Source organism: Humiphilus diazotrophicus, from assembly GCF_059726315.1.
Genome location: NZ_AP040870.1, coordinates 2,319,784 through 2,340,878, shown reverse-complemented (window position 1 = coordinate 2,340,878; position 21,095 = coordinate 2,319,784). Strand labels below are relative to the sequence as shown.

At 51.3% G+C, this 21,095-nt stretch carries 9 protein-coding genes; 3 read left to right on the top strand and 6 right to left on the bottom strand.

The window, feature by feature from the left end; translation table 11 throughout:
• The first annotated feature begins 347 nt into the window (after window positions 1–347).
• The gene (locus AC6I7T_RS10685) at window positions 348–3,353 is read left to right on the top strand and encodes a TonB-dependent receptor (protein WP_497793374.1); all 3,006 of its coding nucleotides are present in this window, start codon (window positions 348–350) and stop codon (window positions 3,351–3,353) included.
• Window positions 3,354–3,575: 222 nt separating this feature from the next.
• Here the strand turns inward: AC6I7T_RS10685 and AC6I7T_RS10680 are convergent, their stop codons facing one another.
• The 3 genes from AC6I7T_RS10680 to AC6I7T_RS10670 all read right to left on the bottom strand — a co-directional run bounded on the left by AC6I7T_RS10680 (window position 3,576) and on the right by AC6I7T_RS10670 (window position 7,948).
• The gene (locus AC6I7T_RS10680; RefSeq protein ID WP_497793373.1) at window positions 3,576–4,139 is read right to left on the bottom strand and encodes a hypothetical protein; all 564 of its coding nucleotides are present in this window, start codon (window positions 4,137–4,139) and stop codon (window positions 3,576–3,578) included.
• Window positions 4,132–4,758, bottom strand: coding sequence for a response regulator (locus AC6I7T_RS10675; RefSeq protein ID WP_497793372.1), 627 nt, complete (start codon window positions 4,756–4,758; stop codon window positions 4,132–4,134). The genes AC6I7T_RS10680 and AC6I7T_RS10675 overlap by 8 nt, the downstream gene beginning before the upstream one ends.
• Window positions 4,759–4,888: 130 nt before the next feature.
• On the bottom strand, window positions 4,889–7,948 hold the full coding sequence (locus AC6I7T_RS10670; protein WP_497793371.1) for a sensor histidine kinase: 3,060 nt from the start codon (window positions 7,946–7,948) through the stop codon (window positions 4,889–4,891).
• Window positions 7,949–8,736: 788 nt separating this feature from the next.
• Between AC6I7T_RS10670 and AC6I7T_RS10665 the strand changes: the two genes are divergently transcribed.
• Together AC6I7T_RS10665 and AC6I7T_RS10660 are read left to right on the top strand one after the other, a co-directional pair.
• Window positions 8,737–12,291, top strand: coding sequence for a carboxypeptidase-like regulatory domain-containing protein (locus tag AC6I7T_RS10665; RefSeq protein WP_497793370.1), 3,555 nt, complete (start codon window positions 8,737–8,739; stop codon window positions 12,289–12,291).
• Between the two features lie 92 nt (window positions 12,292–12,383).
• Entirely contained in the window at window positions 12,384–13,520 is a 1,137-nt protein-coding gene (locus tag AC6I7T_RS10660; protein ID WP_497793369.1) for a tetratricopeptide repeat protein, read from the top strand.
• A gap of 83 nt (window positions 13,521–13,603) precedes the next feature.
• Here the strand turns inward: AC6I7T_RS10660 and AC6I7T_RS10655 are convergent, their stop codons facing one another.
• The 3 genes from AC6I7T_RS10655 to AC6I7T_RS10645 all read right to left on the bottom strand — a co-directional run bounded on the left by AC6I7T_RS10655 (window position 13,604) and on the right by AC6I7T_RS10645 (window position 20,956).
• Entirely contained in the window at window positions 13,604–15,223 is a 1,620-nt protein-coding gene (locus AC6I7T_RS10655) for a S41 family peptidase (RefSeq protein WP_497793368.1), read from the bottom strand.
• Between the two features lie 186 nt (window positions 15,224–15,409).
• Window positions 15,410–18,895, bottom strand: a complete 3,486-nt coding sequence (locus tag AC6I7T_RS10650) for a CRTAC1 family protein (protein ID WP_497793367.1) — start codon at window positions 18,893–18,895, stop codon at window positions 15,410–15,412.
• 210 nt (window positions 18,896–19,105) lie between these two features.
• Window positions 19,106–20,956, bottom strand: coding sequence for a CRTAC1 family protein (locus AC6I7T_RS10645; RefSeq protein ID WP_497794592.1), 1,851 nt, complete (start codon window positions 20,954–20,956; stop codon window positions 19,106–19,108).
• Between the last annotated feature and the right edge of the window lie 139 nt (window positions 20,957–21,095).

Below are 21,095 nucleotides of genomic sequence, written 5' to 3'. Positions count from 1 at the left end.
AACTCAACCTTTAGATTGAACTAAAGTGCAAAGAAAATTGGATGCCTGGTGGCATGGGAGCTACGGAATATTCATTCTCTTCAATGCGTGGACCTAGAGCGGGAACATTGTTTTGCTTTGGAAGGGGCAGGATAACTCCGCCGTTGGTTTGACGAAAAGCTCAATCCTCAGATGCAAGACGATATCTCCGCGAAATCATATTCTTTGATGGCCTTTAGCCAAACTCTTGGAAGCACTGCTCTGGCGTACAAACTCTGAACATTCTCAATAACAAGTTCTGCAGATAAACAGGCTAATCATGTCGGCGACAAAAATTACCTTTTGAGGTCAACGCAACGGAGGAACGTGTGTATCAACCCACATTCGCTAAAGCAATTCCCCGGATTCTATCTTTAGTTCTTTCTCTGTTCTCATTTCCCCTCTATGCACAGCAGTCTGCCACGGCAAATATCAATGGTACTGTAGCTGATCCGTCTGGACGCGCCGTTGCTAACATCGTTCTTACCTTGACGAATATTTCTCAAGGAACCACAAGAACATTTACAACCCGAAATGATGGAGGATTCTCTTTCCCTACTCTGGAGGCGGCAAACTATAGGCTCTCGGTGGTCCCTGCCGTTGGCTTTGGCCCTTGGCAGCAGACAATCGGTTTGAATGTCGGTGAAAGTCTGAATATCTCAGTCCGGCTAGAACCGGCAGGAAGCGAAACGACGGTCCAGATTGATGCAGATACACAGCAGGGAATTGAGACAACTAGTTCTTCTGTCGGTGGTGTAATTAATACCCGCCAGATAGAAAGTCTTCCTCTGAATGGGAGAAATTATCTCGAGCTGGCTTTTCTTGTTCCCGGCAATGCTCCGGCTCCAAGCTTCGATCCGACAAAGGCCAATACCGTACTAGTTTCTTCAGCAGGGCAAATCGGCCGTGGCGGAAATGTTTCCATCGATGGGGCGGATAACAATGATGACACTGTCGGTGGCTCGCTGGTAAATATTCCTGAAGATGCCGTACAGGAATTTCAGATTGCAACTAACCGGTTTTCTTCTCAGATGGGGCGCTCCGGATCGACAGTGATCAATGTAGTCACGAAGCAAGGAACGAACAGTCTTCATGGTGGCTTGGCTATTTACGAGCGAGACAGAGTTCTGCAAGGTTTACCTGCTACTTACGATTCCGGCATAGGAGCAACGCCTCCCTTCCATCGTCAGCAATACGCCGCGGATCTTGGTGGACCGTTCCGGACTGATAAAGCGTGGTGGTTTATGGCAGTGGAAGACAGGCAACAGCTTGGAGCAGATCTTGTTGGCGTCAGAGATACTGCGCAACGCTCCATCAGCCGCACATTTGCTACTGCACCATTTCATGATTTCCTAAGTACGTCGAGGGTAGATTGGCAGACAACCAGCCAGGATCGTGTTGGCTTTCGTGAGTCGTTGGAGTTGGAAGACGATCTCAGTCAGAGCAAATTGGATCGTTCGCTTGGGAGCGCCGCATATCGTCAGACGGCTATGAATCATCTACAGGGTCTGATAGCTGACTGGGTGCATATTTTTACTCCTTCGGTGGTGAACCGTCTTAGCTTTGCGGAAAACAATTTTATCAATAGCATTTCCCCCACTTCGAAAGCGGCACAGATTACTTATCCCAATCTGGACGACGGTGCAACCTATCGTGTGCCACAAGAGACGAGGCAGTTTCGTCTTCAAGGAGATGATGTCCTCAACTGGTCTCGGCATAAGCATTCCTTCAGCTTTGGCGGGCAGATCCAATGGATAAATGCAGATTACAATCTGGGGGTTTTTCAGCAAGGCAATATCCAGGCGGTCGAAGACTTCCCGGATTTTGACCGGAATCGAGACGGCAAAGTTGACGACAACGATCTGCTCTTTGCCGTTGGGTTGCGCAGCTCAACTCCAACCAAGCCTCTCCTGCTGCCTAATAATGACAACTACCATCTGGCACTATTCACGCAAGACGATTGGAAACTTCTCTCCAATTTCACGCTGAACCTCGGTTTGCGGTGGGAGTTGGATACGAACCTGAATAACCTGAGTTGGTATAGCAACCGGAATCCGCTTATCGAGTCCTTTCTCCAAGGACAACGACATCGAGATTACAGCAATTGGGCACCTCGTATCGGCTTCAATTACGCAGTGAATTCCCAGCTCAGCATCCATGGAGGCTACGGCATCTACTATGACCGAATTGTTCTGGAAGTGATGTCTCTTGAGAAAGGTTTTGACGGCCGTGCGCTGGCACTAAACGTTACAGCCGGCAATGCCGTTACCGACCAGACTGGCCGCCCCGCGTACTTGAACAGCGACGGGACCTTCGTTCCCGGTGCACCTCAGCTACTCTCGAGTCCTTTTAGTGGATTTCCTTTCACAGGGGCTGGTGCTACCGGCATTGACATCATAAGCAACCGCCTGAGAAACCCGATGGTGCAGCATTTCAACATCGGCATCGAGAAGAAGGTGGGTGGCCTGCTGCTAAAGGTGGATGGCGTTCACAATCTCGGCACGCGTTTTATTATCGGGCGTCCTGTGGGGTCGGTCTACAATCCTTTGACGCAGGGACCGGATCAGGTCACGGATCTGGAATCAGCGGTAAATACGAAATACGATGCCCTTTGGGTTAGCGCTCGTCAACGTCTAGCCCGCTATGGGGAGTTCAATGCAGCCTATACCTTGAGTAAGGCCTTTAATTACGCAAATGACGACCAGATTCCTTTCCAATACTCTCCGATAGACCCGAACAATCTGCAGCGTGAGTATGGACCGCCGCCAAACGATCAGCGGCACCGTCTGGTTCTCTCCGGAGTTGCAAATCTTCCCTGGAAATTCCACTTTGCTCCGATCTGGACAATTGCCTCCGGAGTTCCTATGGACATCCTGCTGCCCGATGGCAGTGAGCGGGTACCAACCATGCAGCGGAATGCTGGAGGTCGTCAGTTTCACAATGCGAAGGAATTGAATGCCTTTATTCAAAAGACAAATGCTGCGGGTGGTGTTTACGAAGCGAGTACGAGCAGCTACGTTATGTTGCCGCAGGTCGCTGGTAGTGCGCGTTTTGGCGACAGCTTCAACGCTCTCGATTTTCGTCTGGATCGAACCTTCCCTATTGGAGAACGCATCCATATCGATCTTATTGGGGAGGCCTTCAATATATTCAACGTAGCTAATTTTCTTGGAACCAGTAACCTGAATTACGCTGGTTTCGCCAATACGCTTTCGCCGGATAGAGGAAACCCCAGCTTTTCCTCTTCCTTCGGCAAACCGGTTTCGACCGCCGGGGGAGTGTTTGGTTCGGGTGGCCCTCGGGCCTTCCAGTTAGCGGCCAAGCTGCACTTCTAGAGCAGAAATAAGGGGTGGAACAGGAGCTCCGGTTCTCGTCCGAAAGATGGAGAGAAAATCCAATCCCCGGGTTGTTGTGAAGACGGAGCTCGAAAACGATAATCACACTCGAAGTTGATGATTTTGGACGTTGGTCCCACACACCCCCCGGGCCAGCGTCCTTTTTATTTGTCCACGAAACTTGTCTCTAAGCACCCTGCGAGTACAAGAGCCTCGGAGAGCTCAGTTCGCGTCGAGAGAATAACTAAAGGTGAAGCGGCCAATTTGGATCTGCGGGCGGACGTCAGGCGGCCAGACGCGAAAGGATTCAATACGGCGGATGCTCTCATTCCGGGGAGCTGCAATCTGTCCGACGGGGTCACCGGTAGAGGCTCGATAAAAGCTGACAAGCAGGTTGTCATCATCGTGATGTGTCCAGCCAATCAGATACTGACCCGGGCTAAGGTGCAGATTCCCCACATGCAGCGGCACCTGGGTAAAGAAGAAGTGAGAGTATTTCCCCTCTGCTGAATACCCGGCCGTAATCAGGACAACTCCAGCGACATATTTCCCCTGCCCATTGGTGATTGCCGAAGCGGTGCGGAACTCCGTTTCAATATGTTCGGAAATCACCGGAGCTCGTGCCGGGATGATCGTGTGGAGTTCGGCAACGGTAGCGGAGCGCCATAGAGAGGATTTTTCTCCGTGTCCTGTAACTGCATTGGCTCCGAGAGCGGAGTTTAGAAACAGCAGAGCTATGGCTACAGCAAAAAAACTTATCCTGAAACAACCGCGGACCCTATTCAAGATGCACAATCCCTCTCTGCAGCGCGGTTGTGGCGGCTTGGGTCCGGTCGCTCACTCCTAGTTTACTGAGCAGATTATTGATGTGCGTCTTGACGGTTGCTTCCGAGATGTTGAGTGCTGCCGCGATCTCCCTGTTGTTGGAGCCCAGAACGATCTGACGCAATACCTCGATTTCACGGCTGGTGAGTGCCGGTCCGCTCATGCGTTCTGCCAAACGCTCAGCCACTGATGCGGGAATTCGTTTCTTTCCAGCGTGGACGGCCCGAATTGCTTCCATCAGTTCGTCCCCGTCCATGCCTTTTAGCAGGTAGCCGCGCGCACCTGCTTGAAGAGCACGATAGATATCTTCATCTCCATCGAACGTTGTGAGGACAATGATTCGTGCATCCGGATGTTCAGCGCGAATTTTAGTGATTGCATCGACACCCATCGACTTTCCCAGACGCAAATCCATCAGGGTAATATCGGGTTCGTGTTGACGGAAAAACGCGATGGCCTGCGTAACGTCGTCGGCTTCTGCCACAACCTCGAAATCGGGAACTGTTCCAAGGAGGGCTGCAAGCCCTTGCCGTACGATGACATGGTCTTCGACGATCATGATGCGGATCGGATTACTCATACGATTAGCTTCTCGGCTTTCTTCGCTTGGGCACCTACGGCATTTTCATCTCTACTTTAGTTCTTTCGCAACACTTTGGCAGAGGTTTTCTTTTGCCTGAAGGCTTTCTTTGTTCTTTTTCAAGAATGACTTAAATATGTAGCTCCACCCCGATCCGGGTTCCATGTCCGGGTTGGCTGTCGAGATGAAAGTCGGCATGTATCTCTGTTGCCCGTTCTTTCATACCTTGCAGGCCAAAATGGCCCTCTCGATGTCCGACACTATTGGCGGGATCGAATCCTTTGCCGTCATCTTCAATACGGAGTCCGACAGTATTGGTATCGTAGAGCAATCTGACATCAATACGATTGGCTCCTGCATGTCGCAATGCATTGCCGACTGCCTCTTTCGCAATTCTTAACAGCTCATCCTCAATCTTCCTGTCCACGGGGCGATAGGTCCCCTGAACATCGAAGTGTATCTGGCTGGATTCTCCGCGACCAATTTCTCCCATCTCAGCGGATAGGCGCGCCGGTAGATCGCTGCGGTTGCGATCATGTGAACGTAGCGCCCAAATCGAGCTACGAGCGTCTACCAGACTTCTCTTTACCAGCTCTCTGGTGCGGTCAAGTTGCTCCCGGACCTTTTGTACCGGGCCGCCAAGAAGGCGGGAAGCAATTTCAAGCTGCAGCGAGATGCTAACAATATCCTGTGCCAGTGTGTCGTGAATTTCGCGGGCTATGCGGTTACGTTCGCCGAGGACGGCATTGAATTCAGTCTGTACACGACGCAGATTCCACCAATAAATAAGCCGTGTCAGGCAAAGAGCAGCTATGCCTAGCGCAACATAAAACCAGATTGACTGGTAGAAGTAGGGCTTGATTTGAAAGGAAATTTCTGCAGGTACTTCGTTCCAGACCCCATCGTTATTGGCGGAGAGTACTTGAAAGGTGTACCGCCCAGGAGGCAGATTCGTGTAATAAGCTGAGTGGCCGTGTCCGGCGTCGATCCATCCCCTGTCATAGCCTTTCAATTGATAGCGGTAAGAGATCAGTTGCGGCACGACAAAACTAAGACCTGCATACTGGAATTCAACCCGATGCTTCCCCGGAGGCAAGATGAGTGCGTTCGAAGCATCGACCGGGCGGTCGTCAATCAGGACACTTTCTATTGCGGTCTTAGGTGGCACGAGATTTTGTGCGAAACGCTCCGGCACAATGCTGGTTATGCCACGAACCGTGGCGAACCATAGACTGCCATCGAGTTGCTTCCATGCTTCCGGATGTCCTCTGCCACTACACTCACGGGTCTTCATCCCATCCCCGATGCCAAAGGTCTTGATCTCCAGTGAATCGGGGGCGTGGCGGTCAATGGCTTGATTCAAACTGTTGTGGTTAATTCGATAGATACCCGTAGGCGCGCTGATCCAAAGATCGCCAGCGTTGTCTTGCAGGATTCCGTAGATGATGGGAGGCAACTTCCTTGCTGGAATCGCTTGAATAAGGTTATTCCGAAGACGGTTGAGTCCTCCTCCATTTGTCCCCAGCCACAAGGTTCCTTCGTAGTCCTCGTGCATAGCCGTAATGACGTTGTTGGATAGACCATTTTTTGTCGTCAGTGTGGTGAAAGTACCGTTCTTGAAGAGCGACAAACCCCCACTGGTGCCCACCCATAAGTTGCCATCCCGGGTACGCAAAATGGTGCCGACGAAATCGCTTCCTAGCCCATCGAGACTGGAATAGTTGGTGAAATGCTCACCAGCCATATGGGCTAGTCCATGACGCGTACCGATCCAGAGGCTTCCATCCCGGTCCAGAAAGAGAGAACGAACAAAATCGTCCGCTAGTCCATCATCGATGTTATAGACCTTCACCTTGCCATTACGGAGGCGATTGAGGCCGGTTGGCGTGCCGATCCATACATCGCCGTGCGGATCAGAAGCGAGCGCGAGGATTACATTGCTGGAAAGGCCAGCCGCCGTTGTATAGGAGGAAAACCTTTTGTCGACAAGATGGTTGAGCCCGGCGCCATCGGTTCCAATCCAGAGAGTACCGATCGAATCGCCGTAGATCGATGTGACCATATTGCTCGACAGGCCTTCTCTTTTGGTGAAGGTAGTGAATTTCTGATCGCGGAGTACGGCCAAGCCCTCGGATTCGCTGCCAATCCATAGATTGCCTTCTCTGTCTTCCATGACGGCATCAATGGTGCCGACCGGAAGATCCAAATCAGCGGGGAATACTTCCAGGTGGCTCTGCTGCAGGCGGGCTACTCCGCGATCGGTTCCGATCCAGAGAGAGCCTTCCTTATCGAACATCAATGTAAATACCGGGTCGGAAAGAGTTGCCGCAGTTGGTCTGATTGGGCCTGCTCTGCCCGCATCCACCTGGTATAGCCCTTGAGACGTCCCGATCCATGCTTTATGCGTTTGAAAGGGCAGGATGGTATTCACCTGTACGCCACGAGAGGAGGCCAGCGGCACTTGCTTGAGCCTTCCCTGGCTGAATAGTTCAAGACCCTGCTGTGTGCCGATCCAGAGATCTCCCTGCGATTCGCAGGCGATGCTGACCACTTCAGCGGAGGATAAAGTACGGAATTGGTCCTTGATATTCAGCTTTTGAGAATCCAGGTGCGCGACTTGGTTGCCATCCGCAATCCATATAGAGCTGTCGGGGGCACTGGCAAATTTTTGCTCAGTATCGGGATGAAGGGGCAGACTTGCGAGCGACCTCCAGTGCTCTGCTTCCAAAATTGCGAGACCGGCTGAGGTTGCTGCCCACAGACGTCCGCCCTTGTCCTGTTGCACAAACCAGACTGTATTCGATGGCAGCCCCGTGGTAGTGTCGAAAATCCGGAATTGACGATCCCGATAACGCAGCAGTCCGTTTGCCGTGCTGATCCAAAGAGAGCCGGAGCGGTCTTGCATAATACCGCGGATCACGTTGCTCCGCATTTGTGGAGTGTTTTCGGTATTAAAGACCCGGAAGCTAAGCCCGTTGAACCGAACCAGGCCGCCATTGGTTGCCAGCCACAGATAACCATCTGAGCTTTGCATGACCGCACGCACCGAATCCTGGGGTAGTCCTGAATCACTCTGCCACTGCTGATGGCCATATTGACTAAGAGCGCGATGTGGGTCTAGAGCAAGGACGGGAAAGGGCACTGCAAATACGATCGCAATTGTGAGCCAGATGGCCGCCGTTCGAATCATTCTTTCCCCATCACCAAGGATACTTCCGTCCAGCAATACAGAGGCGCAGCTTCCTTTAGCAGGAAATGCTCCAATCTTTCCCTTAAACCTCACCACAATTCAGCATTTCCGGGCTAGCCCGAAGGACTTTCGGAACCTAGGATGTAACCGCCAATGCCGTGAAATGTGAATGCAACCAATGTACCCCGTTAGAAAAACGTTTGCACGTTTGCCACCAATGACATCCTCCGGGAGGTTTCCAGCGCTGTCCGGAGAATGACCTTACAACCATTTCTTTCCGGCAGCGGTTTGCTAAGTGATCTACATAAATTGAGCAGCTTAGAGGCTGAATGGTAAGCAGGACTAACCTTTCATGTCCTTACTTTGTGAGTGGTCTTCCACTTAGAAAGCCTTGTCTTTAGCCCTTTAGCTTGCAGCTAATTTAATGGACTGGGCATAAGTTCCGACGGGCTGGAGATAGGGAGATGAGAAATCTCTTGACAATCGCATTTGCTAAAGCCATACTTCCGCCCGCGTTTACTAAATGATTCAGTAAATCAATTTATTTACTAAATAGTGATTCTAAACACATTTTATTTTGACATCGTGCGGCGGGTTCGTTGCGGCCGCCGATCTTCCCTGGTGGCGACTAAGCGCCAGTTGGAATTTGACGTTGCGTTGTCATCGTAACAGTTCTAAGGGGGGCGCTGGCAGAAGATCGCTAAAATCTGGGAGTTTCCTGATAGCACAAGTTCTTTGTACCGCGTGACTCCTCGTGGAATCTCGGATGCAACTACAGGAGGCTGTCTATGGAAGGTTCATATACCTTCGTTGACGCAATACGGCAGGTTGTTCGTACTATGCCAGGACGCAAGACGTGCTGGCTCACCTTTCCCACCACCTTATTCTTCCTCTTTTCCCTTCATGCATTTGCACAGGATGCGACAGTCCTCGGGACAGTAACCGACCCGACTGGTGCCGTTATTCCAAATGTCGCAATATCCATTACGAATGCGGAAACGGGCCAGACCCGTACTTCAACCACCAATCAGAGTGGGCAGTACGCTGCTCCAGAACTCAAAATTGGCCATTACACGGTGAAAGCTACTGCTAATGGATTTAAGACCGTTGAGAAGAGTGGCTTGGTGCTCAATGTAGGCGACCGTGTTCGACTGGATTTTCAAATGGAGCTGGGCAGCGAGCAGCAAAGCATTACCGTCGAAGCTGCTGCCGTGCGCGTTCAGACCGATTCCGGAGAAGTTAGTAATCTGATTAGTGGAGAACAGATTACAAAACTGGAGACCAATGGCAGGAGTATCTATACCCTGGTTAACTTGACACCGGGAGCCTCAAGTCTACAGTCTGATTTCCAAACCCCTACTCCAGTAGGTGGCGATGCCAATGTTAGTTTTAACGGCCAGCGGATGGCTCACAACCTCTATTTGCTGGATGGCGGCGAAAATCTGGACCGTGGCGGCTCCGGAACCTTCAGCGTTATGCCCTCACTGGAGTCGCTGGCTGAATTTCGTGTTCTCAGTTCCAACTACAGTGCGGAATACGGTCTTTCCTCCTCTGCTACTATGACGACTGTTCTTAAGTCGGGAGCCAGGACTTTTCACGCGTCTGCATGGGAATTCAATAGGAACGATGCAATGGACGCGCGCAATTACTTCAATCGCAAACCGGCCCAGGTTGCAAAGCTGCGTTTTAATACGTATGGATTCAATGTTGGTGGTCCTGTTTCCTTCCACCCCAGCAGAAACCCGAAGATGTTCTTCTTCTACAACATGGAATGGCGCAGCTTGATTCAAGGGCAGACGTTGAATCAGGCGGTTCCGCTGCCGAGCACCTATGGCGGGAACTTTTCGGCCCAATCGCTTACGTCATCCGATCTCCACGTGCCGTGTGCAAACCAGTTATCTGCCGCCCAGATCTCCCGCTTCCAGAGTGCGGGCGTTACGAATTTCAGTACTCCTGCTCCGGACGGGTCCTGCTCGAACGATTCGTCAGGCAATGCGATATTTCAACAATTCCCGAGTAACACGATCCCGACAACACTCTTGGATGGGAATTCTCAGTCACTGCTAACCCAGGCCAAGATTTTTCCCGCACCAACCAGCGGTACTCAATTCCAGGGTGGCAACAATGCTCCGACCAATGTAAGGGAAGAGATTGTTCGTGTCGATCATAAGTTCAGTGACAACTTTTCTGTTTTCGGACACTGGATTTCGGAGCAGATCTCCCAAACCTTTGGAACCACCATGTGGAGTTCCGATAATGTTCCGACGATCGGTAACACTTTCGGAAACCCATCCTACAGCGCGGTTATTCATACTACCCACACAATCAGTCCAAACTTGCTTAACGAAATAGCATTTAATTACAACGGGAACCGAATCAATATTCTTCCCAAGGCCATGATGGGTGCTACCCTTTCAGCTCCATCCTCGTTTGCCTTTAACAGGATCTTTACTGGACCTAATGAGAACAACCGGATTCCAGGTGTGGAATTAGCGAATACCAGTACTTACTACACTGCGAATTGGACCCCATGGGTTAACAAAGCCGACGATTACCAGATAAGAGATGATTTCTCCTGGGTGAAAGGGGCGCACCAGCTCAAGTTAGGCGGCAGTTGGGCTCTGTATAAGAAAACTCAAAATGCATTCGCAAGCACTCAAGGAACTTTCCATTTCAATGGGTTTTATACCGGGAACGATTTTGCCGACTTCCTCCTGGGCTACTCGAATTCCTATTCGGAGGATGCCGTACACGATAGCGGAACCTGGAGTAATATTTCCTGGGCCGCTTATTTCCAGGACAATTGGCGCGCAACCACGCGATTGACCTTAAATCTGGGCTTGCGCTGGGACGGCGTTCCTCATACCTATGAAGCAAATCATCGAGCTTCTAACTTCTATCCCAAACTTTATAACCCTGCAAATGCGGCGACCTTTGATTCTGCCGGAAATATTTGCAGCTCCGCTGCCGGTCCGGGTTGTACAGCAGCGAGTCCTGGCCTGGGATCGAGTCCGAATGCGATTCTTTCCGGTTATCAGTTCTATCTGAACGGTATCGGCGTCGATGGCAGGGACGGGATCCCAAAAGGATTGGTAGACAACCATTGGGCGGCCTTCGGTCCTCGTATCGGCTTTGCCTACGATACGACAGGTAAGGGGAAGACCGTAATTCGTGGTGGTTTCGGCATGATGTATGAGCGTATTCAAGGGAATGATATGTATAACGGTGCCACCAACGTTCCCTTTGATGCCACTGCCAATTTCAACAACGTACTCTTGTCGAATCCGCATACCAGCATTACAAGCGGTCAGACTCAGGCCGTTCCGATCGTAGCGCCAAGTATTACGGGACTTGAACGGGATAATTACAAGTTGCCGGTCAGTTATCAATACAGTGGCGGTATTCAGCAGTCACTCTGGGGTAACTCTGTTCTTTCACTTGCTTACGTTGGAAATCAAAACCGACATCAGAGTGATTACCGGGAGACAAATCTACCGCCAGCCTCAGCCTTGGCAGGGCTGATCTCAAGCGGAGGCACCGGCTATAACCAGTTGCTTCAGTACCCTGGTTTCCGTTCGATCAAGCAGGCGCAAAACGAAGCCAACGGTCATTACAACTCGCTGCAGATGGATCTGCATATGGTGTTGCAGCGAAAGCTTCAAGCCCAAGTTGGTTATACGTTGTCTAGGGCTATTGATCCGTCCACAGGAGGAGGAAATGGATTCGATCTCGATCCTGTTTCTAATCCATATGAAGGATGGAAGTACGATGTGGGACCGTCTATCTTCGATCGTACGAGCATTGCCTTTGTGAACTTCATTTATTCCATCCCGAGTTTCCGAAAGAACCAGAGCCACTTTTTACGGACCGCCTTTGGTGGCTGGGAGCTTGCGGGCATTGTCACTATGCAGTCTGGTGCGCCACTAAACCTCGTCATGGCGGGTTCTCAGAGCAGTAATGGCGTACAAAACGGAACAAACAGGCCTAACCTTACCGGGAAGATCTCCTATCCCAAGAAGACTGCTGCTGCTGGTCTGCAGTGGTTCGATCCCTCAGCCTTTGCTGCTCCGGCGCTCGGTCAGTGGGGCAATCTCGAACACGATGCACTGCGTGGTCCAGGGCGCGATAACTGGAACTTGGCAATGCATAAAGACTTTGCCTTTACCGAACGTTTAAACCTGGAATTCCGGGTTGAAAGCTATAACACCTGGAACCACACACAATATAAAGCGGATGTGCAGAACAACGGCGTCGGCAATAAACTTTCCGGAAGCAATTTCGGGGTAATTACTTCAGCATGGGATCCGAGAGTTTTCCAGCTTGGAGCAAAGATGTCCTTCTAGCCGACTTATTCTCATCAATAAAAGGCCTCGGTCCTTTCTGGAGCGAGGCCTTTTCTAAGCTACAATTGCCCATCAGTTATCTTGATTCTCGTATGAAGCACAAGAGTGTTCCGGGCGTTATTCTGCTGCTTCTGTTTTCGCTTACAGTTCGTGCGCAATCGTCTGCTGCAGACGAAGCGATTGCGCTGCAGAATCAGGGAAGATATGCCGAAGCGGAGAAGGCGTGGCAGTCGGTAATTGAGAAGAGCCCCCGTGATGCTGGCGCTCTAGCCAGTCTGGGTGTTGTTCTTTCCAAAGAAGAGAAATATCAGGAAGCGGCTTCTGCCTACAGAAAGGCCCTTGCTCTCAATCCACGTCTGTCAGGGATACAGCTTAATCTCGGTCTTGCGGAATTTAAGCAGGGTAAGTTCTCCGATGCTATCGCTCCACTCCTTGTTGCACTGAAGTCGAGCCCTTCGAACAATCAGATACGGACATTGCTTGGGATGAGCTACTACGGCGCGACTCGTTATACGGAAGCTATTCCCAATCTGCAATCTGCTATCCAAAGTTCACCTGAGAATCTGGAATTGCGTGGTGTGCTGGCCCAGAGTTGCCTATATGCAAAGCAATATAACTGTGCGTTAGAGCAGTATCGGCAGATCGTTACAGTCAATCCAGATTCTGCTCAGGCGCATATGCTGGCAGGTGAAGCTTTGGACGGACTCAGCCGTACAGAAGAGGCTATTACCGAGTTTGAAGCTGCAGCAAAGGCTTCGCCGGAGGAACCCAATGTCCATTTCGGCCTGGGCTATCTGTTATGGACACAGCGTCGCTATCAGGAGGCGGAGAAAGAATTCGGTTTGGAGCTTAAGAACGAGCCCAATCACGCTCAGGCAATTGCGTATCTCGGCGATGCTCAGCTGAAGCTCGGAAATAATGCACAAGCACAAGAGACGCTTGAACGTGCAACTAAGATGGCAAAACCCGTGCGTTTAGCCTGGCTCGATCTTGGAATTCTTCTCTCTGCAGGAAATAAGAACGAAGAAGCGGCTGAAGCCTTTCGGCACGCTATTCAGATGGATCCAGCACAGGTGGATGCTCATTGGCGACTAGCTCGCCTCTATCAGAAGATGGGGAAAAAAGAAGAGGCAAAACTCGAACTTGCGAAAGCCAGTCAATTACATCAACAACGGGACTCTACTCTGGTGCAGCAGATTTCCGGTAAGGCAGAGAATAGTCGCAAATAAAAGTTTTGAAACTGGATTGGAGTGGCGAGGGAATCGCCACTCCTTATGAATCCTGGCTGGACACTGTTAAGACATAGACTGTTCTAGAATTCCTGATTTTGATTATGGAGTCGCGCCTGCGCTCTTTGTGCCAGCACCCGCTGAGCATTCTTTTCAAGTGCCTGTGCCTTGGGCAGATACTCCAGAGCCTTCTGTATTACAGGATCTGAATCGGCGCGTACTTTTAGCCCTTCTGTCTGTCCGAACTGTGTGGTCAATATGTCTGCTTTGATGTTTGTCTTGAGCCAATCCACTGACGCGTTCAGATCCTGGTCGGAATAAGAGATCTGTTGGTTGGCAAGAGAGTGCTTGAATTCCGAGAGAACTGCATCGTCAACCTGAAAGTCATGTCCGACGTTTCGGTTTGCCAGGTAGTGCCTCGTAAAGCTGGCAAAGGCCGAATGGCTGAGGAGAAGATCCTGGAAATGAGTGGATGCTGGAGCATCGATCTTCTCATCCGGAGTGATTCCTCCACCGCCGTACACAGTGCGTCCTGAATCGGTTAGCTTGACCTCGCGGCTGACTCCCTCATTCTGCTTTTGGTCGTGATTGTAGTAGTAGTCGTAGAGCGAAATACCGGTGTAATTCCTCTGAATCAGGCGTCCCGAGGGCGTGTAGTAGTGATATGTGGTCAGGAGCAAGCCGGTGTCTTCCGAGAGGTTATAAACACTCTGCACCAGGCCCTTTCCGAACGTTGTTTCCCCGACGATAAGCGCGCGGTCGTGATCCTGGAGAGCGCCGGAAACAATCTCTGCAGCAGAGGCTGTTCCGTGATTGACGAGCACAACGATGGGGTAGGTGCGTCCGCCATTTCCATGCATGGCGCGATAGACCTGCTCCGGATACGCACGACCGCGTTGGCTGACAATGGTTTGTCCCTTCCCTAGCAACTTGTCACAGATGGATACTGCTTCCCGAAGAATGCCTCCGGGATTGTTGCGGAGGTCGAACACCAGTCCCTTCAGGTCGCCAAAACTGTCAATCGCTTCGGATACATCTCGTCCTGTAGTTTCCTGGAAGTTGGTCAGGTGGATGTAGCCGATGCCGGGTTTGATCTCATATTTCACATCGACAGAGTTTTGCGTAATTTCGTCGCGGATCAGATCGAGTGCAAGCGGTTTATCTTTTCCTTCACGGAGAATCGAAACCTGGACATGTGTTCCTCTGGGTCCCTTCAGCATGTCGGTAACATCATTGATGTCCATGCTTTCCGTAGACTTGCCGTCCACAGCAGAGATAATGTCTCCAGGACGCACCCCGGCTTTAAACGATGGAGTGCCTTCGAAGACTGCCAACACCGTCATCTTGCCGTCCAGAGCCTGTAGCCCCATACCTACCCCGAAATATCTTCCTTTCTGTTCTTCCTGCATCTTGGCCCAGTCTCTGGGGTCGTGAAAGCTGGAGTGGGGATCCAATACCTGCAGCATGCTGGGTATAGCCCCTTCGTAGATAAGCTTTTGCGCCTTGTCTCCAGAGAGTGGGTCTGCATAATTCTGTTCGACAATGCTGTAGATACTGGTGAATTCCCGCAAGCTGTCACGCATCTGCGCTTCGGTTGGCTCCGATTGGGCCCCGACTCGCTGCTGCAGGACCGTTCCGGTTAAACCACAGGCAGTGAAGAAGATAAGAAGAGAAAAGAGGGCGCGACGAGCAGGGGATGGCATTGTCGAAAGAGACCTCCGGCGTCTGGTGCTTACTAAAGATACTCCAATCCTTCCAACCCGGACCGAAAGCAACTATGAGGCGGAGTATAGCACTGATAATTTCCGTTTCTCCTTTTTAGATGAAAGGGAAATAGAATCGGCGCACATTGTCGTGCGCCGATTCTGTCGATCAGGATTATGAGTGCTTTAGTTGACGATATCTGGCTTTGAGATACGCTGATCCCCTTTATCCTCCGGAAGGATCGGCTTTTCTTCTGCGGGAGCGTAATGGAACTGAAAGCGCTGCAGACGGTTGCCGGATTCAAAGCGATCATTCCAATTGAGGAGATATCTCGTCGTATCCAGCGTGTCCGGATACTGCTCATTCGCAGGATATGGATACCGGCTCATCTCGTGGAAGGGCATCTGCGCCACGGTGAATGGCGATGCTTCGTAGAAGTCCATATCTTTTACAAAGCCATTGGCATAGAAAAAGTAATCGCGTTTCCAGTCTGGTGGAAGCGGAGGCAGCGCATCGGCACGAAATTCTGCGTCGATTTCCTCTCCTGTTCCAAAGATGACGTCCTGATTATCGATCTTTGATAGCAACGGAGTGACGTCTCCATAACGCGTATAGTTTCCACGTGCCCAAAGGAATGGCCCTGTTTTGCTGATGCGATCGTAGCGATAAGTCAGGTCGCCTGGTGTTTCTCCTTCTATCTGCTGCGGATAGCCGCGGAAGGCAAGATATGCAGAGGCAAGCGGTACCTCGGTCTGTCGAATGTGCTTTGTTTGATCCACACCGTTATCGACTAGGACCTGGTCCCAATAGATCTGTAGGTTAGTCGTCAAACGAAGACGCCGAGTTCCGGCGGGAAGCTTGCCGGTGAGATCGACAACAATGGTTCGGGGTAATCCGGCTGGAAATCCCATGTCGTGGATGACTTCCTTCCATCTTCCATTGGGCAGTTGCGCCTCTATCCGGGGGGAACTGGGTTGCAGACCTGCTTGCCATGCCGCGTACATTGAGCTGGCACTGAAGTATTCGATATAACCGTACATCAGAAGATGAAGCGGGTTTTGGGGAGACCAGCTTCCTATGTCAAAGGTCAGAGTGTGTGAGTTGGCATAGCCCGCATAACTGAGATTAGTGAAATCGCGTACGTAGCGACGATCTCGTTTTACCAGAAGCTGAGAGACATCACGGCCTTTGTCGTCCCATGCTCCTGCCAGAGGATGCATGGAGGAGGTTACAACAGCCGAGCCAGTAGCAAAAGGCGGATCATTGAGGAAGCGCTCATCGGGATAAACCTCGGTTCCTTCCGGATGGTCAACTGCTACCAGACGAAGTTGGTCGACAAAATTGACCTCCTCCATCGGTTCGCCGAAGCGCAGGCTAAGATATCCGTTTCTTGGTTGAAGTTTGTCTCCATCTACCTTGAGCCATTCATCGGCATCTGCATTGTTTGTTGCTGTAGGGGAGACCCAGTGGCCAATGACGGCCGCGCCTATTGTGTCGGAGATGAATTCATATTCCTTGCCGTTCCAGGCAAAGACTACCGGACAGGAACTGCCACGGCGGTCCAGTTCTTTCAGAGCCAGACTCTTATTTTTTTCGATATCGATTTCGTCTTGAGGCACGCCGGTAGGCCATAGAAGGCGTACGACGTCGACCTTTTCCGTTTGACCGAGCCCTACGAGAATCTCTGTCGATCCTTGTCCTAAGTAACCGGATCCACCTACTACTTCGAATTTCTGGGATTGTCCGTTTGCGAAAACCTCTACCTTTGTTCCGAGTGCCGTTTTGTTGTCGGCCAAACCTGTCAGGTCAATGTGCAGAGAGTGATTGCGGTTGCCACCTATATTCTTCAAAAGAAGTGGCGCAGAGGAGGCTTGCGTAATAATGAGGTCGGCTGCACCATCTCCATCGATATCCGTAGCGATGACAGAACGCGGATTCTCCAGCTTGATCTTGTTGAAGCCTAAAGCTACGCTGGCATCTTCAAAGCCTTTGGGACCGAGATTGCGGAGGCCGTGAAGCTCCGGTCCGTGCGAGGTTTGCAGCACCACTACAAGGTCAATCCAGCCATCGTTATCGAAGTCGATTGGTGTAACTCCCCATGCTCCGGTTGCGGAAGGGATGGGTAACGATACACGCTCAAATTGTTGGCTCTTTGTGTTGCGCCATAGGCTGATGCCTGGAGCCCCGGAATGCGTAACCGCAACGTCCATCCATCCATCTTTGTCGAAATCGAAAATAGAAAGACCACGCGTTGCTCCGAGGTTCTTTTCGGAATAGAGCGGCAATGCTCGGAATGCTCCTTCGCGGGCATTCTCGTAGATTGTTGGAACTCCCCCGGTGCTGCTGATAACCATATCGATGGCACGATCATTGTTGATGTCGGAGAGAACTGCCTGGAGAGTTCCTGTACTGCCCGACAATCCCGCTGTGGTTGTCCAATCTGTAAAGGTCGAATTACCGTTGTTCCGCCAAAGGACGTTAGCCCCTGTCTTGCCGGGATCGGATGCTGTTCCAGTTACGATTAGGTCGAGGTCCCCGTCGTGGTCGAAATCGATGAAGGTCATCCCTGCCGGGCGATTAAGCTGCTTGATTCCAGTGGAGGAAGTTTCGTCGGCGAAGTGTCCTTTGCCGAGGTTGTGAAAGAGAAGGATGCGATCGCGCAGGGCAATGGCTATATCCGGTAAGCCATCATTGTCATAGTCGCCTACTGCGCAGGCAACACCTTCTCCCTTTGCAGAGAGACCGGTTTCGCTGTCGGGTATAGCTTCAAAAGTTCCGTTTCCGCGATTGCGATAGCTCTGTATGGCATGATCTCCGTTGCTAAGGACCACCAGATCTTTTCTTCCTGTGCCCTCTATATCGAGAATGCATCCACCGCTACCTGGCAGGTCGGTTGCCACATTGCCTCTAGACGATGTAGGAGGGAGCGATTGAGGAACAAAATGGACAGGGATCATTGGCCCGATAGGTTCAAGGGGGAGGCTCATCTCCTGCATGCTGCTGTAGCGGCCCCTCTCTCCATAGGCTACGCTCAGCGGGGCTGCAACTTTATTCTGCGTCAGATGTTGAAAGCGCTTCAGGTGCTCACGCGCCTCGGTGGCTCTGCCTGCCCGTTGCATTGCTCGCGCTATGCCGAATTCTGCGGAAGCATGGATAGGGTTGAGCCGGAGTGCGGATTGGAACTGGGTAATGGCGTGCTCTGGATCTCCCAGGCTGAGATAAAACGAACCCAGATAATACTGAGCATCTGCATCCGTCGGATCGAGTGCCGCAACATGCTCCATGTCCGTGATTGCCTGCTTGGCATTGCCTGAATCCAAATGTGCAAGTGCCAGGTTGTACCATGCCCGCAGATTCTTCGGATCCATCTCTGTGGCTTTCCCCAGGGAGTTTTCGGCCTCAGAAAGCTTCTGTAGATAAAGCAGCGCAATCCCCTTGTTGAGTACCGGAATAGTTGCTGAAGGATCGGTCGTATTCGCCTGTTCGAATTTCTCCAGAGCTTTTTCGGTTAGCTGTTGGTTCATCAGCGCAATACCAACGCTGTTGAGCCGCGCTGCTTCCAGTTGCGCAGATGCTGCACCAAGCAGCGGAACAGACATCGTCAGGAGTGGAGCAAAGCAGAAAAAGAGAACCTTACAAATAAGGGCAGCAGACGGATAGGTTCGTCTCAAGCTGCAAATCCGGAAACGGCGAAAATTTAGGGCAGACATGGTCGCGTTCATTATAGAGATTGCGGACTGTTCTATGCAGCGAGAGATAAAAGCTGGTTGGCTTGCCAGAGAGATCTCTATTCGAGCTTGAATTTGGGGCGGGCCGGTATGAACAAAACCGCCCGTAAACAAGAATGTTTACGGGCGGTTTCGGAGTTTCCTGTGCGGGTGCTATTTCTTTTCGGCTTTGCACGTAGTACAGAGTTCGCCCGCTATACCTTTTCCCTCTTCAATGGTGAAGATCCTGTCGATATTGGGGAGCTTGGGTTTCTCCACTGTTCCGTCTGGCCACTGGATTTCTACGGCATCAATCGTGGTCGCGTCCTTTATCCCGAAATGGACCCTCATATCATTGCTGGAGATGTAGCTGCCACCGCTGAGAACGTCGGCGCGCTGGCGGATGCCCCCGGCAGTTAAATAAACCGTAGCGCCAACCGCATCGCGAGGACCTTTCGCTCCTCCTATGAGCTTTATTTCGACCCAGTGATGGTGATCGGAGTTGACATTTTGAAGGAGTATTGGCGGTCCGTCGAGATTATTGACTACTACATCGATCTTGCCATCGTTAAAGAGATCGCCAAAAGCAGCGCCCCGGCTTACGCTGAGTACCGCAAGGCCTGTACCTTCAACAGGAGGAACCAATTCGAACTTGCCGTTAGCCAAGTTGTGAAAGAGTAGTGGTCTTTGTGCGTAACTCATTCCCCAATCCGGATGCTTATCTACCTCCGGATAAACATGGCCATTCAGGATCATAAGATCCTTCCACCCGTCATTGTCGTAGTCGAGAAAACCGTCGGCAAAACCTACAAACGGAATGCTTGCCGAAGCTATTCCGGTGCGATAGCCGAGGTCGGTAAAGTTGCCTTCTCCATCATTATGAAAGAGAACATTGTAATCGTCCGCAAAGTCGGTATTTACAAGGCTTAGATGGCCATTGTTTTCATAATCGCCAGCAGCGATTCCCATATTGGCGATTTCGCGGCCGTCCTGATTTAGTGCATAACCACTAAGGTAACTTTGGTCGTCGAATGTGCCGTCGCCCTTATTGATGTAGAGGTAGTTTGGAGTGGAGTCGTTAGCAACCAGCAAATCGGGTTTGCGATCTCCATTTACGTCGACAAACAAGGCTCCTAAGCCGTAGTAACCATTCGGATCGGTAACTCCTGCTTTTGCACTTACGTCTGTGAATGTACCGTCCCCATTATTATGGAGTAGATGATCCTCTCCGCCCTTTAGTCCACGCGGCCCGCACATAACCTCAACCCCGCGATACTGACAGAAAGCATAGTTGACGGTCTTCGTCCCGGAGATAGGCGGGTGCTCGAAATCGTAGCGAATATAGCCTGCGACAAAGATGTCCAGCTTTCCATCTCCGTCATAATCTCCAAAGGTGACGCCGGTGTGGTCTATCGCAATGCTGGGGGAGCCACTATCGAGAGTGACACCTGCCTTTTCCGCTACGTCGGTAAAGGTTCCGTCGTGGTTGTTGTGGTAAAGACGATTTTTTCCGAGATTCGCAACATAGAGATCCGGCCAGCCGTCATTGTCGTAGTCGCCTACGGCTACACCCAGTCCCCAGCGGTCATTGGTGACACCGGCTTTGTCCGCAACATTGGTAAAGGTTCCGTCGTGATTGTTATGGAATAGGGCCGCTTTGGGGGACGGTGCCTTTCCTTCCACTGCTTCAAAGGTCGATCCGGTTACCAGATAGATATCGAGCCAACCGTCATTGTCATAATCGAGCAGCGCGACTCCAGATCCTTTGGCTTCGACAATGATCTTTTTAGCCGGGGTCCCGGTCTTGTTCTGCCACTTTGCCAGTCCGGCCTTCTCCGCTATGTCCATGAAGACGACTGGTCCGGTTTTTACGAAACCGCCCGCCGTGATTGGACGATGCTGACTGTCGAATTCTGCTTTCTGAGCACCGGCGGTTGCCATTCCCCCCTGTTGCGGCATGCTTGGCTTTGCCGCGGATGTTCCTGAACCGGAAGGTTGCTGTGCCTCCACCGGAGCAAGACTCATAGCTGCAAGAACCAAGATGGCCGGTATGGAACACGATTTTCCAAGATGTTTCCAGAAAGAGAAGGCGTATCGCCCAGTCGTCAAGCCCCCAAACCCGGCTGTAGAGAATCTCATTGTAGTTTTTCCTTTTGACACGCCG

Coding starts and splice junctions, on each gene's coding strand:
- AC6I7T_RS10645 (WP_497794592.1), bottom strand. CDS start 20,956: ATGAGTCTTGCTCCGGTGGAGGCACAGCAACCTTCCGGTTCAGGAACA.
- AC6I7T_RS10675 (WP_497793372.1), bottom strand. CDS start 4,758: ATGAGTAATCCGATCCGCATCATGATCGTCGAAGACCATGTCATCGTA.
- AC6I7T_RS10660 (WP_497793369.1), top strand. CDS start 12,384: ATGAAGCACAAGAGTGTTCCGGGCGTTATTCTGCTGCTTCTGTTTTCG.
- AC6I7T_RS10665 (WP_497793370.1), top strand. CDS start 8,737: ATGGAAGGTTCATATACCTTCGTTGACGCAATACGGCAGGTTGTTCGT.
- AC6I7T_RS10655 (WP_497793368.1), bottom strand. CDS start 15,223: ATGCCATCCCCTGCTCGTCGCGCCCTCTTTTCTCTTCTTATCTTCTTC.
- AC6I7T_RS10670 (WP_497793371.1), bottom strand. CDS start 7,948: ATGATTCGAACGGCGGCCATCTGGCTCACAATTGCGATCGTATTTGCA.